This is a genomic window from Streptomyces klenkii, from assembly GCF_003626645.1.
Taxonomy (GTDB): domain Bacteria; phylum Actinomycetota; class Actinomycetes; order Streptomycetales; family Streptomycetaceae; genus Streptomyces; species Streptomyces klenkii.
Genome location: NZ_RBAM01000004.1, coordinates 648,414 through 664,592 on the forward strand (window position 1 = coordinate 648,414; position 16,179 = coordinate 664,592).

Genomic DNA, 16,179 nt, shown 5'->3' on the forward strand with positions numbered 1-16,179 from the left:
CATGAACGAGAGCGAAACGCAGCCGCGGCCGCCGCTGGACATCCGGGCGGCCCTCGACGCGCACTCGACCCTGACCCTGGCCTACGCCGACGAGGACGGCCCGCAGGCGTGCGCCGTGCTCTACGCCCTCGCCGACGGCGACGACACCGCACTGCTGTTCGTCACCTCGGCCACCACCCGCCACGGCCGCGCCCTCACCGAAGGCGCCGGCACCGTCGCCTTCACCGCTCAGCGCGACGGCCAGGTGTGGACGGCCCTGACGGGCATTCAAGGGCGCGGCACGTGCCGCCGCCTGGAGGGCGCCGAACGCGAGGCCGCCTGGCGCGCGTACAGCGAGCGCTTCCCGTACGTCGACCACAACGACCGCCTCCGGCAGGCGATGGAGCGCACCGACCTGTGGGAGCTGCGCCCCGGCTGGCTGCGCCTGATCGACAACGGGCAGGGCTTCGGCCACAAGTCGGAGTGGACCCGCCCCGCGGCCTGACCCCATCTCCCCGGGGGGCTACGCCTTCACGAGCACCCGCAGCCGTCCCCGCTCGGCCCGTTCCACCAGCCCCGTGGCGGGCCGTACGAGCAGCAGCCCGCCGAGCAGCGCCACGACCACGCCGAGCAGCAGGCCCGCGGCCACGTCGTGCGGGTAGTGCACGCCGAGGAAGACCCGCGAGAACGCGACGAGCAGCGCCAGGGGCAGCACGGCCCACACGAGCGCCCGCCGCGCGAGGACGATCCCCGTCGCGAGGGCCGCGGCGAGCGTGGCGTGGTTGCTGGGGAACGACCAGTCGCCGTGCGGCGGGCACGCCGCGAGCGAGGTCACCGCGCCGTGCACCGCCCGGCACGGCCGCTCCTCGTCCACCAGGCTCTTGACCACCTCGCTGATGCCGTACGCGATGGCCGTGGTGACCGGCACGAGCAGCGCGAGCGCGACTTTGCGCGCCCCCGTGCGCCGGTTGCCCCACCACACGGCGACGGCCACGGCCATCAGCAGCAACAGCCCGGCCTCGGTGCCGATTTCCGCAAGGGTGTGCACCCACTCCGGTGTGGAGCGGGCGAATTCGGTGACGTCGCGATAGAGGTCGTTGTCCACGGTGTCCATGGTTCCCGGAGCTTACGGACCGTCACTTGTACGCCACACCGGGCTATCGGCATGCACACCGTCCGACTTTCGTCAGATGGCAGCAATGGAAAATCGGCCCGCGGCGGACCGATGATGAGAAAATCCGGCACCCACCCGGCGGGTATGGGCCGGTGCCCCCGCCGTTGTCTCGTAGAGTCTTCGCGTGGGATCACTGCGCAATCCGATCGGGCCGCTTCCCTCCTCCATCTATTGGCGGCGGAGGGCAGTTGCGCTTGGCCTGCTCGGCCTTCTCGTTCTGCTGGGGCTCTGGTTCGTCACCCTCGGGGGTGACGGCGGCTCCGGCGACAACCAGAGCAAGGGCACGGACGGGAAGAACCCGGGCGACAGCACCACCATCACCCCCGGCCCGGTGCCCTCCGGCCCGCACTACAGCCAACGCCCCGGCGGGCGCGGCGAGTCGGGCAGTGCCGGCTCGGGCGGCTCCGCGGGCAGCGGCGGCAGCGGCACGGGCGCGTCCGGGACCGGCGGCGCCGGCACGGGCGGCGGCGGCACGACGGGCACCGGCGGCGGTGGCGCCCTCGGCACCGGCGACGGCAAGGCCGTGCCGATCGGCTCGTCCCTGCCCGACTGCTCGCCGGGCGCGGTGCGGATCGCGGTTCGCAGCGTCAAGGACGCCTACCGGCCCGACGAGAAGCCGAAGTTCGAGATCGTGGTGAAGAACTCCGGCGGCAGTGCCTGCAAGCTCAACTTCGGTGCCACCGCCGCGATTATGAAGATCACGCAAATCGACGGTGACGACCACGTGTGGGCCTCCGACGACTGCCCCCGCGCCACGGGCCCGGCGCTCGTCGAGCTCCCCGGTTCGGGTGAGACCAAGCGCACCGTGGAATGGGACCGCAAGCGCAGCGCCCCGCACTGCGCGACGCCTTCCGGCGACGGAGCGGCGGGCACCGGCAAGTACCGGGCCGAGGTCAGAATTGCGGGCGTCACCGAAAAGGTGGAATTCGCCCTGGAGAAGGACTGACGGCCGGGCGTACGACAGGACACCCGGCCGGGGGTAAGACTCCGGCTGGACGCGTCGTGCCTAGACGTACCGCTCCAGGATCGAGGACTCCGCCAGTCGCGACAGGCCCTCGCGGACCGAGCGGGCGCGGGCCTCGCCGACCCCGTCGACGGTCTGGAGGTCGTCCACGCTGGCGGCCAGCAGTTTCTGCAAGCCTCCGAAGTGGTCGACCAGCCGCTCTATGATCGCGCCGGGCAGGCGCGGCACCTTCGCCAGCAGGCGGTAGCCGCGCGGCGAGACCGCGGAGTCCAGCGTCTCGGGGGAGCCGCTGTAGCCCAGGGCGCGCGCCACGATGGGCAGTTCGAGCAGCTCGGGGTGGGTGAGGGCGTCCAGCTCGGACAGGGCCTCGGGGACGGTGCGGGTGCGCTTGGCGGTCGGCTCGGGGACATAGTCCCGCACGACCAGATCGCGCTCGGGCTCGACGCCCGCGATGAGCTCGTCCAGCTGGAGGGAGAGCAGGCGGCCGTCGGTGCCCAGCTCGACCACGTACTCCGCGATCTCCGTGGCGATGCGGCGCACCAGCTCCAGGCGCTGGCAGACCGCGGTCACATCGCGGACGGTGACCAGGTCCTCGATCTCCAGGGCGGAGAGGGTGCCGGCGACCTCGTCCAGCCGGAGCTTGTAGCGCTCCAGGGTGGCCAGGGCCTGGTTGGCCCGGGAGAGGATCGCCCCGGACTCCTCCAGGGTGCGTCGCTCACCGTCCACGTACAGGGCGATCAGGCGCATCGACTGGCTGACCGACACCACGGGGAAGCCGCACTGGATGGAGACGCGCTGCGCCGTGCGGTGCCGGGTGCCGGTCTCCTCGGTGGGGATCGACGCGTCCGGCAGGAGCTGCACGCCCGCCCGCACGATCTTGGTGATGTCCTTGTCGAGGATCAGGGCGCCGTCCAGCTTGCACAGCTCGCGCAGGCGCGTGGCACTGAACTCCACGTCCAGCACGAAACCGCCCGTGCACATGGACTCCACCGTCTTGTCCATGCCCAGGACGATCAGGCCGCCCGTATTACCGCGGAGGACGCGCTCCAGGCCGTCGCGCAAGGCCGTGCCGGGCGCGACGGCGCTCAGCGAGGCGCGCATCAGACCGTCGGCACCGGAGGAACCCCCGGCCTTGCCGGGGCCCGATGCCCGGTCGTTGGCTGCCACTGCACTCCTCCGGTCGCAAGGTCAACGGTGCCGCAGCCCGCCCTGTTTTCCGTACGTACGGGCGAGACCAGGGCAAAGTCTACTGGCGTGTTCGGGCCTCCAGCCTATTAAAGAGGGCCCCCTCACGCTTGAACAGGGCCGACAGGGCTCTCCCCGGCCGGGGCGTCCGACCCGGCTCGGCGCCGGTTCTCCCGGGGTACCCGCTTGGGGAGCACTCGAAGCGCCTCGCCTATGTCCGCGACTTCGAGGACGCGCATGCCGCTCGGCACCTTCCCCGGATCGCTCGGCACCAGCGCGTGCGTGAAGCCCAGCCGGGCCGCTTCCGCCAGCCGCCGCTGCACTCCGGTGACCCGCCGGACCTCGCCGGCCAGGCCCACCTCGCCGATCGCCACCAGGTTCTTCGGCAGGGGGGTGTCGCTGGCGGCACTGGCCAGAGCCAGCGCGACCGCCAGGTCCGCCGCGGGCTCCGACAGCTTCACGCCGCCCACCGTGGCGCTGTAGATGTCCCGCTTGCCGAGCGCGCTGATCCTGCCCCGCTGCTCCAGCACCGCCAGCATCATCGACACCCGCGACGTCTCCAGGCCGGACGTCGTGCGGCGGGGCGAGGGGATCTGCGAATCGACCGTCAGCGCCTGCACCTCGGCCACCAGCGGCCGGCGGCCCTCCAGCGTCACCGTCAGACACGTGCCCGGGACGGGCTCGGCGCGGCGGGTGAGGAACAGGCCGCTCGGATCGGCCAGACCGGTGATGCCCTCGTCGTGCAGCTCGAAGCAGCCGACCTCGTCCGTCGCCCCGTAGCGGTTCTTCACGCCGCGCACCAGCCGCAGGCGCGCGTGCCGGTCGCCCTCGAAGCTCAGCACCACGTCGACCAGGTGCTCCAGCAAGCGCGGGCCCGCGATCGCCCCGTCCTTGGTGACGTGACCGACCAGGAGCGTGGCCATGCCCCGCTCCTTGGAGGCCCGGATCAGGGCGCCCGCCACCTCGCGCACCTGCGCCATGCCGCCCGGCGCGCCGTCGATCTCCGGCGAGGCCACCGTCTGCACCGAGTCCAGGACCAGCAGGGACGGCTTGACGGAGTCGAGGTGGCCGAGCACGGCCGCCAGATCCGTCTCGGCCGCCAGATACAGATGGTCGTCGATCGCCCCGATGCGGTCCGCCCGCAGGCGCACCTGGCTTGCCGACTCCTCACCCGTCACGTACAGCGTGCGGTGCTCCTCCGAGGCGGCCTTCGCCGCCACGTCCAGCAGGAGCGTCGACTTGCCGACGCCCGGCTCGCCCGCGATCAGCACCACCGCACCCGGCACGAGCCCGCCGCCCAGGACGCGGTCCAGCTCGTCCACCCCCGTGCTGCGCGCGGTGGCCTGCCGGCCGTCAACCTGGCCGATGGGCAGCGCGGCGGTGGACACGCGGCCGGGCGCGGTCGTCCGCACCGCGGGCGTGCCGAACTCCTCGACCGTGCCCCACGCCTGGCACTCGGGGCAGCGGCCGAGCCACTTCACCGTGGTCCAGCCGCACTCGGTGCAGCGGTAAGAGGGCCGGTCCTTGGCGGACGAGCGTGCGGTACGGGCAGCCATGCGAGCCACCGTAGCGGGCACCACTGACAACGCCGCCCACCCGGCCACCGCCCGGCTCCCCGCGACGGCCCGCGGTCCCACGGCCCTTTACCAGAACCGGGACGCCGCCCGTTCTTGCAAGTTCCTGCTGTCCGGAGCACCTCTCCCGGAAACACGGGAGGGACGGCGCAGCAGTGTCCCCATTTTGTGGGAGAACATCACCCGAATGGGTTAAACCTGGGTCGGCAGCGGCAGCAACGGCCCGTCACCCGCCTACCGTCGCCGGGATGATGACCAGGAGGCCAGAGCACCGCCCGCCCGCCCCCGGCGCGCATCGCGCACACCGCGGTGCGCCGCGCGAGGCCCGCGCGCCTCGGGACAATCAGACCGCTCAGCCGGGACACGACGCGGAGGCGCGGCCGGGGACGCGGACGGTCCGCGAGACGGACGCCGTCCGCGGCCCCGCAGCCCCGGCAGCCGCCGCCGCTCCCGTCGCGCCCGGCCCGCACGCGACCCTCGCGCAGCAGCCGCCCCTGAAGTACGACCCCCACCTCGACGGGCTCTTCACCTACTGCCTGTCGGTCCTGTGCGAGCACGACGCCGCGACCGCCGCCCTCGGCGAGGTCCTCGCCCTCGCCGAGAAGCGCGCCGACCGCGCCCCCGCCGACGAGGAATCGCGCCGCCCCTGGCTCTACGCCCTCGCCCGCTGGGCCTGCCTGCGCCGCCTCGTCGCCCCGGACGCCCCCGGCCCCGCCGCGGGGGATGCGCCCGCCCCGCCCGACCCGCGGCGGCGCGCCGAGCTGGCCCTGCTCGCCTGGCCCGAGGCCGCCGGGACCACCGCCGAGCAGCGCGAAGCGCTCGAACTGGCCGTCCGGCACGGCCTGACCGCCTCCGAGGTCGCCGCCGTCCTCGGCGTGGAGGGCGACGCCGCGCGGGCCCTGCTGTCCTCCGCGGCCTGCGAGGTCGAGCGCACGCGCACGGCCCTGGCCGTCGTGGAAGCGGGCCGCTGCCCCGTCGTCGCCCGCTTCGCGGGCGACACCCAGGTGCTGCTCGGCGCGGCCCTGCGGCGCGAGCTCGTCCGGCACGTCGACGACTGCGCCGACTGCCGCCGCACCGCCGAGCGGGCCACCGCGGGCGAGCCCTGGCCCGGTACGGCCGCGTCCTCCGCGCCGCTGCCCGTCCTCGAAGCCCCCAGAGCCGACGCGTACGCCGCGATGCTGTCCGCGGCGGGCACGGGCGGGCGGCAGCGCGGCGCCCACGCGCCCGCCGTGCCGCGCTTCGACCGGCGCGGCTATCCCGTCGACCCCAAGGACCGCACGGCGCGGCGCGGGCGGCTGCGCAGCCGGGCCGTCACCACGGCCGTCGTCGTCACCGTCGTCGCCGCGCCCGTGCTCGCCCTGTGGGCCGCGTGGCACGGCGCGCCGGAGACCGGGGAGTCGCGCCCGGACGCCGCGGCCGTCTCCGCGAAGGAGACCGGCGCCGCCCGCGAACGCCCCTACCGGGGGCCCGGCCCCGCCCCGCGGCCCGTCGGCAGCAGTGGCAGCGCGCCCGGGCGCCTGGTCACCGAGGTGTCGGTCGCCGTCATCGGCCCCGACGGCCGGCCCGTACCGCCCCCGCAGGCCGGCAGCGCCGCCCCGCCGTCCCCGGCCGGCGGCGACGCCGGGCCGCCCGCCCCGGGCGCCCCCGCGCCCGCCCCCGGCCGGCTGACGGTCAGCGCCCAGCCCAGCGGCACCGCCACGATCGTCACGCTCACGGCGAGCGGCGGCCAGGCAGTGGTGTGGTCCATGACGGCCGACGCGCCCTGGCTACGGCTCAGCAAACCGGGCGGCGTCCTCCAGCCCGGGCAGACCACGACCGTCGTGGTCGGGATCGACGCGGAACGCGAGCCGGTGGGGCCGTGGCGGGCCCGCGTCGTCATCGCCCCGGGCGGTACGACGGTGACGATCGAGGGCCGCGGCCGCCCGGTCGTCTCCACCCCGGCCGCCACCCAGTCCCCACCACCGCCGGCGTCTCCGACCGCGGCGCCCCCGTCGCCGTCGGCGGGTTGAGCCCATGGGCGGCGCGGCGCCCAGGAAACCGGGGCGAGGTGCGTACGGCACCGCCGGTCACCACCGTTGTGGCTGATCACCGCTGCGGCGGCTGTTCGGGTGCGGGCCGCACAATCTTTTCCGCCGCGACGGCGCGCGACCACAACGCCGCAGCCCGGCGGTGCCAGGCCGGCCTTGAAGTGCGTACGGCACCGCCGGAACCCGCCGCGCGGGCTGATCACCGCTGCGGCGGCTTCAGGGGCGCGTCGTCGCGCCCGGCTTCGGGTCCGCCGGGTGCGGGGCCATCGGGAGCAGCGTGGCCAGCCGGTCCTCGCAGAGTTCGGCGAGGCGGTCGTAGGCCTCCTTGCCCATCATCTCCGTGAGCTCGGGCCGGTACGTGACATAGACCGGATCCCCGGCCCCGTGCGCGGACGTGGCCGACGTGCACCACCAGTGCAGGTCGTGGCCGCCCGGGCCCCAGCCCCGGCGGTCGTACTCCCCGATGGAGATCTGGAGCACGCGCGTGTCGTCCGGCCTGTCGATCCAGTCGTACGTGCGCCGCACCGGCAGCTGCCAGCAGACGTCCGGCTTGGTCTCCAGCGGCTCGCGGCCCTCCTTGAGGGCCAGGATGTGCAGGGAGCACCCCGCGCCGCCCGCGAAGCCGGGCCGGTTCTGGAAGATGCAGGAGCCCTTCCAGCGGCGCGTCTGCCGCTCGCCGTCCTCGTCGAGCTGCGTCCAGCCGGAGTCCGTGCCCACGTCGTGGAACTGCCACATCTCCGGCGTGAGCCGCGCCACGTGCCCGGCGACCCGCTTCTCGTCGTCCTCGTCGGAGAAGTGCGCGCCCAGGGTGCAGCAGCCGTCGTCGGCACGCCCCGCCTGGATGCCCTGGCAGCCGCTGCCGAAGATGCACGTCCAGCGCGAGGTCAGCCAGGTCAGGTCGCAGCGGAAGACCTGCTCGTCGTCCGCGGGGTCGGGGAACTCGACCCAGGCGCGGGCGAAGTCCAGCCCGACCTCGTCAGAGGTCTGCTGTTCGCGCTTTTTGCCCGGCTTGGCCTTCTTCGTCTTTGCCACCCCTCCAGCCTATGCGCCCCCGGCGGCCGCAGTAGCGTTCAGGCCATGAGACTCGGTGTCCTCGACGTGGGTTCGAATACGGTGCATCTGCTCGTGGTGGACGCGCACCCGGGCGCGCGCCCCCTGCCCGCCCACTCCCACAAGACCGAGCTGCGCCTCGCCCAGCTCCTCGACGACGACGGCGCGATCAGCGACGCCGGGATAGACCGGCTGGTCGCCGTCCTCCAGGACGCCCTGCAAGCGGCCGAGGACAAGGGCTGCGAGGACGTCCTGCCGTTCGCGACGTCCGCCGTCCGCGAGGCCGCCAACGCGGACGCCGTCCTGGCCCGGGTGCAGAAGGAGACGGGTCTCACACTGCCGGTCCTGACCGGCGAGGAGGAGGCCCGCCTGACCTTCCTGGCCGCCCGCCGCTGGTTCGGCTGGTCGGCCGGAAAGCTGCTGGTGCTCGACATCGGCGGCGGCTCCCTGGAGATCGCTTTCGGCCTGGACGAGGACCCGGACGCCGCCGCCTCCCTCCCCCTAGGCGCCGGCCGCCTCACCTCCGCGTGGCTGCCCGGCGACCCGCCCGACCCCACGGACGTCCGCGCCCTGCGCCGCCACGTCCGCGCCCAGATCGCCCGCATCGTCGGCGACTTCGCGCGGCTCGGCGCGCCGGACCACGTCGTGGCCACCTCCAAGACCTTCAAGCAGCTCGCCCGCATCGCGGGCGCCGCCCGCTCCACCGACGGCCTGTACGTGCAGCGCGCCCTGACCCGCCGCGCCCTGGAGGACTGGGTGCCGCGGCTCGCCGCGATGACCGCCGACCGCCGCTCCCAGCTGCCCGGCGTGTCGGAGGGCCGGGCGCACCAGCTGCTCGCGGGCGCGCTGGTCGCGGAGGGCGCGATGGACCTGTTCGGCGTGGACGAGCTGGAGATCTGCCCGTGGGCGCTGCGCGAGGGCGTCATCCTGCGCAGGCTGGACCACCTGCCGGCGGCGGCCGGAAGCTGAACCCGTAGCCGTAGCCGTAGCCGTAGCCGTAGCCGTAGCCGTAGCCGAAGCCGAAGGTGAACCCGAACCCGTAGCGCGGTGAGGCCGTCCGGGGGCGGACCCGCCACATGGGAGGTACCCGCCCGCCGTACGAGAGGCGGTCGTACGCTGTCCTTCGTGACAGAGCCAGTGGTGCGCATCCCGGATGCGAAGGTCGCGCTGTCCACGGCCTCGGTCTATCCCGAGTCGACGGCGACGGCCTTCGAGATCGCCGCCCGCCTGGGCTACGACGGCGTCGAGGTCATGGTGTGGACCGACCCGGTCAGCCAGGACATCGAGGCGCTCCGCCGCCTGTCCGACTATCACCAGGTGCCCATCCTCGCGGTGCACGCACCCTGCCTGCTGATCACCCAGCGCGTCTGGTCGACCGATCCCTGGGTCAAGCTCCAGCGCGCCCGGGCGGCCGCCGAGAAGCTCGGCGCGAGCACCGTCGTCGTCCACCCGCCGTTCCGCTGGCAGCGCGGATACGCCCGCGACTTCGTCCGCGGCATCTGGCGGATGGCCGAGGAGACCGACGTCCGCTTTGCGGTCGAGAACATGTATCCGTGGCGCTACCGCGACCGCGAGATGCTCGCCTACGCGCCCGACTGGGACGTCACCAAGGACGACTACCGCCACTTCACGGTCGACCTCTCCCACACCTCCACCGCCCGTACGGACGCCCTCGCGATGGTCGACCGGATGGGCGATCGGCTCGCGCACATCCACCTCGCCGACGGCAACGGCTCCGCCAAGGACGAGCACCTCGTGCCCGGCCGCGGCAAGCAGCCCTGCGCCGAGGTGCTGGAGCGCCTGGCGACCCGCGGCTTCGACGGGCACGTGGTCATCGAGGTCAACACCCGCCGCGCGATGTCCGCAGCCGAGCGCGAGGCCGACCTGGCCGAGGCCCTCGCCTTCACCCGGCTCCACCTGGCCTCGCCCACCGGCGTGCCCCGGCCATGACCGCGGCAGCCCCCGGCGGCGCCGGAACCCCCCGCAGGCGCGGCCGCCCCGCCCGTACGGACGCGGGCAGCGGCCCCGGCGCCCGCGAGCGCATCCTCGCCGCCGCGCGCGCCGAATTCGCCGCCCGCGGCTACGACCGCGCCTCCATCCGCGCCATCGCCAAGGGCGCGGACGTCGACCCGGCGCTCGTGCACCACTACTACGGCCCCAAGGAACAGATCTTCGCCGCCGCGATCGAGACGGACTTCGCACCCGCACTCGAAGCGCCGGACGTCATCCAGGCCGGCGGCCCGGACACCCTGGGGGAGCGGCTCACCCGCTTCATCCTCGGCGTCTGGGAGGACCCGGCCACCCGCGAACAGCTCCTGGCGATCGTCCGCTCGGCCGTCGCCAACGAGACCGCCGCCGCGGTCTTCCGCGACCTCGTCACCAGCAGGCTCATGACCCGCATCGCGGGCGAGCTCGGCGTCCCCGACGCCCGGCTGCGCTCGGAGCTGGCCGCCGCCAACCTCGTCGGCGTCGCCATGCTGCGCTACGTGATCAAGGTCGAGCCGCTGGCGTCGGCGGACGTCGAGCAGGTGGTGGCGATGGTGGCCCCGGCGGTGCAGCGGCACCTGGCGGGGGACGCGTAGACACACGTAGGCGCGCGTGGACACACGTAGGCACGTGTAGGCGCACGTAGACACGCTTACGGCTCGCCGCGGACGCGCGTCTCACATGGCGGAGAACCTGTCCGCACCCTGGAGTACGGGCGTAGGCTCGAAAGACGCCGGTACGGCGGAGGAGAGGCGCCCGCCCCACGCGGCGGCGCCCACGCAACTGCGAGGAGTGGAGCAGGATGCCCGAGCTGAGGTCCCGCACCGTCACCCACGGCCGCAACATGGCGGGCGCCCGCGCCCTCATGCGAGCCTCGGGCGTAGCGAGCGAGGACATCGGCAAGCCGATCATCGCGGTGGCCAACTCCTTCACCGAGTTCGTCCCGGGCCACACCCACCTCGCCCCGGTCGGCCGGATCGTCTCCGAGGCGATCAAGGCGGCCGGCGCCGTGCCCCGCGAGTTCAACACCATCGCCGTCGACGACGGCATCGCCATGGGCCACGCCGGCATGCTCTACTCGCTGCCCTCCCGCGACCTGATCGCCGACTCCGTCGAGTACATGGTCGAGGCCCACTGCGCCGACGCCCTGATCTGCATCTCCAACTGCGACAAGATCACCCCGGGCATGCTGATGGCCGCCATGCGCCTCAACATCCCCGTCGTCTTCGTCTCCGGCGGCCCCATGGAGGCCGGCCAGGCCACCCTCGTCGACGGCACGGTCCGCAAGCTCGACCTCATCAACGCCATCGTCGACGCGGTCAACGAGAACGTCTCCGACGAGGACGTGCTGCGCATCGAGGAGAACGCCTGCCCGACCTGCGGCTCCTGTTCCGGCATGTTCACCGCCAACTCGATGAACTGCCTCACCGAGGCCATCGGCCTCTCCCTGCCGGGCAACGGCTCCGTCCTCGCCACGCACACCGCCCGCAAGGCCCTCTACGAGAACGCCGCCCGCACGGTCGTCGAGATCACCAAGCGCTACTACGAGGACGGCGACGAGTCCGTCCTGCCGCGCAACATCGCCACCCGCGCCGCCTTCGACAACGCCATGGCCCTCGACATCGCCATGGGCGGCTCCACCAACACGATCCTCCACCTCCTCGCCGCCGCGCAGGAGGCCGGGCTCGACTACGACCTGAGCGACATCGACGCCGTCTCGCGCCGCGTCCCCTGCCTGGCCAAGGTCGCCCCGAACGTCGCCCCCGGCGGCACCTACTACATGGAGGACATCCACCGGGCCGGCGGCATCCCCGCCATCCTCGGCGAGCTCTACCGCGCGGGCCTCCTCAACGAGGACGTGCACACCGTCCACTCGCGCGGCATCAAGGAGTGGCTGGAGGCCTGGGACGTCCGCGGCGGCTCGCCGACCCCCGAGGCCGTCGAGCTCTGGCACGCCGCCCCCGGCTGCGTCCGCTCCGCCACCGCCTTCTCCCAGTCCGAGCGGTGGGAGTCCCTTGACGTGGACGCCGCGGGCGGCTGCATCCGCGACGCCGCCCATGCCTACTCCAAGGACGGCGGGCTGGCCGTCCTGAAGGGCAACCTCGCCGTCGACGGGTGCGTCGTGAAGACGGCGGGCGTCGACGAGTCGATCTGGACGTTCGAGGGCCCGGCCGTCGTCTGCGAGTCGCAGGAAGAGGCCGTCGACAAGATCCTGACCAAGTCGATCAAGGAGGGCGACGTCGTCGTCATCCGCTACGAGGGCCCGCGCGGCGGCCCCGGCATGCAGGAGATGCTCTACCCCACGTCCTTCCTCAAGGGCCGCGGCCTCGGCAAGGCCTGCGCCCTCGTGACGGACGGCCGCTTCTCCGGCGGCACATCAGGCCTGTCGATCGGCCACGCCTCGCCGGAGGCCGCTTCGGGCGGCACGATCGCGCTCGTGCGGGACGGCGACCGCATCCGCATCGACATCCCGAACCGCTCCATCGAACTCCTCGTGGAGGAGACCGAGCTCGACGCGCGGCGCGCGGCACTGGGCGGCACGTACGCCCCGAAGAACCGCGAACGCAAGGTCTCGGCGGCGCTGCGCGCGTACGCGGCCATGGCCACGAGCGCGGACCGCGGCGCGGTGCGGGACGTCAGCCTTCTGGAGGGGTGACGGGGCCTGACAGCAGGTCGGTAGGTCGGTAGGTCGGTAGGTCGGCGGGGCGCGGGGCTGAGGCTCCGGCTCCGGCACCACCGGCTTCAGCGCCAGCGCCCCGGATCCCGTGCGCTCACCGCGAAGACCGTCCCGTCGGGCGCCGTGCCGAAGACCTTTCCGTCCGCCGCGACGGGCGCGGGCGGCAGGTCGAGGTAGCCGCGCCCGCCGCGGGCCGGCCGCGGGGACGTCTGACCGAGGAGTGCCCCCTTCGCGGTGTCGACGGCCAGCAGCCGCCCGTCCGCCGCGGAGAAGTACACGCGGTCGTCACCGGCGGCGACCAGCGCGGACGCGTTCGCCACGGACGTGTCCAGGCGCCACAGCTGCCGCTTCTCACCCACGGCAGTGAGCCCACCGTCCGTGGACAGCAAATACACCGCGTCGCCCCGCGCCACCGCACTCGCCACGTTGAGCGGCGCACCGAGCGGCACACGCGTCTCCCGCCGCGCCCCCGGGTCGTAGCGGACGACGGCCGACACCCGGTTGTCCCGGTCGGGGGCCGTCAGGAACAGCGCACCGTCCGTCCCCGCGCCGACAGCCGTCAGATCGCCGTCGGCCGTCCGCTCCCACAGCGTCGTCCCGCGCTCCGGATCGAGCGCGAGGATCCGCGTCCGGTGCTGCCCCTGACCGGCCGGGGCCACGGCGTACACCGGCTGACCCGACCTGCCCTCGCCGGCAGCCGTGCCGCGGCCGTGACCGTCGTGACCGTAGCTATAGAAGGAGAACACCGGCTTGGAGTGCCCCGGCAGCCCGAGCCCGTGCCGCCAGCGCTCCTTGTTCGTGCCGCCGTCGACCGCCGTCACCGTCCCGTCCCCGGCGACCAGCAGCACGGTGTCGCCCGCGTGGTAGACCCGCCCGGGGTACGCGGAGACGTCCCGCGTCCAGCGCGGCTCACCCGTCGACGGCTCCAGCGCCGACAGCTTCCGTCCGTCCGGCGACAGGACGTGGACGAGACCGCCGGAGACGACGGGAGCGGGCACGGGCCCGGCATCACCGCCGCTGCCACCGGCATGGGCCGTCTTCTGCCAGGCGACCTTCCCGCCCGAGGCCTCGATGCGCGCCGCCTGCACACCCCGCGCGGAGCAGTACAGCGCCTCCCCTCCGTACGCGCACGCCCCCGTCGCACCATCCGGCACCGGCACCTCCCACGGCCGCCAGTCCGCGGAGGCGGCGGTCGGCCGCGTCTGCAACGGCTGCTCCGCGCCACCGCCACGGCTCAGCACCCACGTCCCACCCGCCACCAGCGCCGCGGTCACGACAGCGGCGGAAATGAGCCACGGCATACGCCGCCGCCTGCGCGGCGGTACGGAGCCGGGAGCGAGGGGATCCGGGGACTCCTCGGCGTCGTCCCGGGGCCAGGGGACGCGCACATGCGTGGGAACCGAGGAGTCCAGGACGGCGGCCTCGACCCGGCGGGCCCCGCCCTGCCGCAGCTCGCGCGGCAGCCGAGCCATGATCGCGTCCGGCGTCGGCCGCCGCTCCGGGTCCTTGGCCAGGCAGTCCTGGATCAGCGGTACGAGATCGGCCGGCACCCCCGTCAGATCGGGATCGGTGTGCACGACCTGGTACGCCACGATGTACGGGCTCTCGGACTCGAACGGCCCCCGCCCGGTCGCCGCGTGCACGAGCAGCGACGCCAGCGCGAACACGTCCGCCGCCGGCCCCACCTCCCGCGGCCGCTGGAACTGCTCGGGCGCCATGAACGGCGGCGTCCCGATCAGCTTCCCCGTCTCGGTCCGCAGCTCGCTGTCGTACGGGCGCGAGATCCCGAAGTCGATGACCTTCGGGCCGTCCTCGGCCAGCAGCACGTTGCTCGGCTTGAGATCGCGGTGCACGACCCCGGCCCGGTGGATGTCCCGCAGCGCCTCCGCCAGCCCGGCCGCCAGGCGCCGCACTTCCTCCGGAGCAAGAGGACCGTTCCGTTTCACCCGCTCGGAAAGCGTGGGACCGGGAATGTAGAGCGTCGCCATCCAAGGGCGCTCGCCGTCGGGATCCGCGTCCACGACGGGTGCGGTGAATGCCCCGCTCACCCGCCGGGCGGCCGCCACCTCCTGCCGGAACCGTGCCCTGAACTCCGGGTCCTCCGCATATTCGGCGTGTACGACCTTGACCGCGAGCCGCAGTCCCGAAGCGGAACGCGCCAGATGCACCACGCCCATGCCGCCGGACCCGAGGCGTCCTTCCAGCAGGTACTCCCCGGCGTAACCCGGATCCTCCGCTTCCGGCCCCGTTCCGGCACTGCGCAGCGGTGGCATTCCCCCACCCCCGTTGTCTGTCGGCCGCCAAAAGCGCGGCGTCCGGAGCCTAATCGATGGCTTCCGGCAATCCCGGGAGGCGTGCCGCGCCTTGCTAGCCTGCACATGACATCGCATGTCATTGATCTACACAGCAGCGATCAACGCATCATTGATCGACGGTGAACGCGCATAACGGGGGAGGGCCGCATGGCCACCAGCGAGATCAACGAGAACGCGAGCGAGAGCGTGAACGAGAGCGTGAGCGGGGACGTGAACGCGAGCGGGGCCTCGAATCTGTCGGCCAGGTCGGCCGCCGCCACCGTCTACTACCCGGTGGCCCCCGGCCAGCAGGTCAATGTGCGCCGCGGCCCGAACACCGGCAGCCAGATCGTCCGGGTCCTCCCCGAGGACTCCCGCATCGCCATCCGCTGCCAGACCCGCGGTGAAACGATCACCGGTCCGTACGGCACCACCGACATCTGGGACAGCATCGCCCCCGGCCAGTACGTGTCGGACGCCTACGTGAAGACCGGCAGCGACGGCTTCGTGACGATCCGCTGCTCATAATCGAGTGCTCATAATCGAGATATGAGCGACCAGGCGGGACCCCGGCCGGAACCGATCAGGTTCTACGGCACCACGTGGCTGAATCACGACGGTGGATACGGGCTGCGGCGAGCGGGCACATGCCTCAGCGCGCTGGCCGCGGCAGCAGCGGGAGCCCTGGTCCTGCGCTTCGGCTACGAGGGCCTGGCCATCGCCAAGGTCGGCGGCCTGGTCAACACGATGGTGGTCGTCGCCTTCGCGGTGTGCAGCGCCCTGGCCTTCCGGCGCACCTGGGAACGCTTCGGCCGCCGGCCCGATCCCGCGGCCGACCCGCACGCCGAGCGGTCGATGCAGAGCCTGATGATGATCGGCTTCATCGGCGCCCTCCTGGCCTACGCCCTCCGCACACTCAAGGAGGCGCCGGGCGAGGAGCTCCACCGCCGGGAGTACGAGGAGGCCGTCGCGCGGTACGAGCGGCGGACCGAGCGGAAGGGCAAGGGCAGGCGCAAGCGGTAGGCGCCGGCACCGGGTCAGGGCGGGACGGGGACGGGGCGAGGGGGTGGCAACAGGGCCCCGGAACCTCGTGTAGTGTTCTCCGAGTTGCCACGGGGTCCGCAAGGACAACGGGGCGGCGATCGAGCCGCACCGGCGGCACTCACTACTGCACGGCCCCTGAACGGGATGAATTTCGGCGTGCCGGAATTCGGATCGTGAAGGCCTCGGACTCCGATTAGGAGTCACCGGGGAAATCCGCTAAAGTAG

The 16,179-nt window shown here is 73.3% G+C and carries 14 protein-coding genes; 9 read left to right on the top strand and 5 right to left on the bottom strand.

The features are described 5' to 3' along the window. The first annotated feature begins 1 nt into the window (after nucleotide 1). Nucleotides 2-484, top strand: a complete 483-nt coding sequence (locus tag D7231_RS13160; RefSeq protein ID WP_120755536.1) for a pyridoxamine 5'-phosphate oxidase family protein — start codon at nucleotides 2-4, stop codon at nucleotides 482-484. Between the two features lie 18 nt (nucleotides 485-502). On the opposite strand, the gene D7231_RS13165 is transcribed toward D7231_RS13160, so the two are convergent. After that, on the bottom strand, nucleotides 503-1,093 hold the full coding sequence (locus D7231_RS13165; RefSeq protein WP_120755537.1) for a phosphatase PAP2 family protein: 591 nt from the start codon (nucleotides 1,091-1,093) through the stop codon (nucleotides 503-505). A 184-nt stretch (nucleotides 1,094-1,277) separates the two neighbouring features. On the opposite strand from D7231_RS13165, the gene D7231_RS13170 reads away from it, so the two are divergent. Beyond that, complete coding sequence (locus D7231_RS13170) at nucleotides 1,278-2,099, top strand: hypothetical protein (RefSeq protein WP_120755538.1); 822 nt, start codon at nucleotides 1,278-1,280, stop codon at nucleotides 2,097-2,099. A 60-nt stretch (nucleotides 2,100-2,159) separates the two neighbouring features. On the opposite strand, the gene disA is transcribed toward D7231_RS13170, so the two are convergent. Beyond that, the gene (disA, locus tag D7231_RS13175; protein ID WP_120755539.1) at nucleotides 2,160-3,284 is read right to left on the bottom strand and encodes a DNA integrity scanning diadenylate cyclase DisA; all 1,125 of its coding nucleotides are present in this window, start codon (nucleotides 3,282-3,284) and stop codon (nucleotides 2,160-2,162) included. Between the two features lie 122 nt (nucleotides 3,285-3,406). Then, complete coding sequence (radA, locus tag D7231_RS13180; RefSeq protein WP_120755540.1) at nucleotides 3,407-4,858, bottom strand: DNA repair protein RadA; 1,452 nt, start codon at nucleotides 4,856-4,858, stop codon at nucleotides 3,407-3,409. Nucleotides 4,859-5,124: 266 nt separating this feature from the next. On the opposite strand from radA, the gene D7231_RS13185 reads away from it, so the two are divergent. Further along, a complete protein-coding gene (locus D7231_RS13185; RefSeq protein ID WP_241999681.1) occupies nucleotides 5,125-6,885 on the top strand; it encodes a BACON domain-containing protein in 1,761 nt (586 codons plus the stop codon). Nucleotides 6,886-7,119: 234 nt separating this feature from the next. Here D7231_RS13185 and D7231_RS13190 read toward each other — a convergent pair whose 3' ends face one another. Next, complete coding sequence (locus D7231_RS13190) at nucleotides 7,120-7,935, bottom strand: DUF3109 family protein (protein WP_120755541.1); 816 nt, start codon at nucleotides 7,933-7,935, stop codon at nucleotides 7,120-7,122. A gap of 45 nt (nucleotides 7,936-7,980) precedes the next feature. On the opposite strand from D7231_RS13190, the gene D7231_RS13195 reads away from it, so the two are divergent. The 4 genes from D7231_RS13195 to ilvD all read left to right on the top strand — a co-directional run bounded on the left by D7231_RS13195 (nucleotide 7,981) and on the right by ilvD (nucleotide 12,595). Further along, nucleotides 7,981-8,922 carry a Ppx/GppA family phosphatase gene (locus D7231_RS13195; protein ID WP_120755542.1) on the top strand — a complete coding sequence of 314 codons (942 nt, stop codon included), beginning with the start codon at nucleotides 7,981-7,983 and terminating at the stop codon, nucleotides 8,920-8,922. A gap of 156 nt (nucleotides 8,923-9,078) precedes the next feature. Next, nucleotides 9,079-9,903, top strand: coding sequence for a sugar phosphate isomerase/epimerase family protein (locus tag D7231_RS13200; protein ID WP_194960785.1), 825 nt, complete (start codon nucleotides 9,079-9,081; stop codon nucleotides 9,901-9,903). Beyond that, nucleotides 9,900-10,535: a TetR/AcrR family transcriptional regulator gene (locus tag D7231_RS13205; RefSeq protein WP_120755544.1), complete on the top strand. Its 636-nt coding sequence runs from the start codon at nucleotides 9,900-9,902 to the stop codon at nucleotides 10,533-10,535. Before D7231_RS13200 ends, D7231_RS13205 begins: the two co-directional genes overlap by 4 nt. Nucleotides 10,536-10,741: 206 nt before the next feature. Continuing rightward, a complete protein-coding gene (gene ilvD, locus D7231_RS13210; RefSeq protein WP_120755545.1) occupies nucleotides 10,742-12,595 on the top strand; it encodes a dihydroxy-acid dehydratase in 1,854 nt (617 codons plus the stop codon). 86 nt (nucleotides 12,596-12,681) lie between these two features. Here the strand turns inward: ilvD and D7231_RS13215 are convergent, their stop codons facing one another. Then, on the bottom strand, nucleotides 12,682-14,889 hold the full coding sequence (locus D7231_RS13215; RefSeq protein WP_120755546.1) for a protein kinase domain-containing protein: 2,208 nt from the start codon (nucleotides 14,887-14,889) through the stop codon (nucleotides 12,682-12,684). 189 nt (nucleotides 14,890-15,078) lie between these two features. On the opposite strand from D7231_RS13215, the gene D7231_RS13220 reads away from it, so the two are divergent. Further along, on the top strand, nucleotides 15,079-15,438 hold the full coding sequence (locus D7231_RS13220; protein WP_120755547.1) for an SH3 domain-containing protein: 360 nt from the start codon (nucleotides 15,079-15,081) through the stop codon (nucleotides 15,436-15,438). A 21-nt stretch (nucleotides 15,439-15,459) separates the two neighbouring features. Then, entirely contained in the window at nucleotides 15,460-15,933 is a 474-nt protein-coding gene (locus D7231_RS13225) for a hypothetical protein (RefSeq protein WP_120755548.1), read from the top strand. Nucleotides 15,934-16,179 lie beyond the last annotated feature (246 nt).

Bases quoted from the DNA above. Each gene is read 5' to 3' on its own strand.
- ilvD (WP_120755545.1), top strand. From the start codon at position 10,742: ATGCCCGAGCTGAGGTCCCGCACCGTCACCCACGGCCGCAACATGGCG.
- D7231_RS13205 (WP_120755544.1), top strand. From the start codon at position 9,900: ATGACCGCGGCAGCCCCCGGCGGCGCCGGAACCCCCCGCAGGCGCGGC.
- radA (WP_120755540.1), bottom strand. From the start codon at position 4,858: ATGGCTGCCCGTACCGCACGCTCGTCCGCCAAGGACCGGCCCTCTTAC.
- D7231_RS13160 (WP_120755536.1), top strand. From the start codon at position 2: ATGAACGAGAGCGAAACGCAGCCGCGGCCGCCGCTGGACATCCGGGCG.
- D7231_RS13195 (WP_120755542.1), top strand. From the start codon at position 7,981: ATGAGACTCGGTGTCCTCGACGTGGGTTCGAATACGGTGCATCTGCTC.
- D7231_RS13225 (WP_120755548.1), top strand. From the start codon at position 15,460: ATGAGCGACCAGGCGGGACCCCGGCCGGAACCGATCAGGTTCTACGGC.
- D7231_RS13165 (WP_120755537.1), bottom strand. From the start codon at position 1,093: ATGGACACCGTGGACAACGACCTCTATCGCGACGTCACCGAATTCGCC.
- D7231_RS13185 (WP_241999681.1), top strand. From the start codon at position 5,125: ATGATGACCAGGAGGCCAGAGCACCGCCCGCCCGCCCCCGGCGCGCAT.
- D7231_RS13215 (WP_120755546.1), bottom strand. From the start codon at position 14,889: ATGCCACCGCTGCGCAGTGCCGGAACGGGGCCGGAAGCGGAGGATCCG.
- D7231_RS13220 (WP_120755547.1), top strand. From the start codon at position 15,079: ATGGCCACCAGCGAGATCAACGAGAACGCGAGCGAGAGCGTGAACGAG.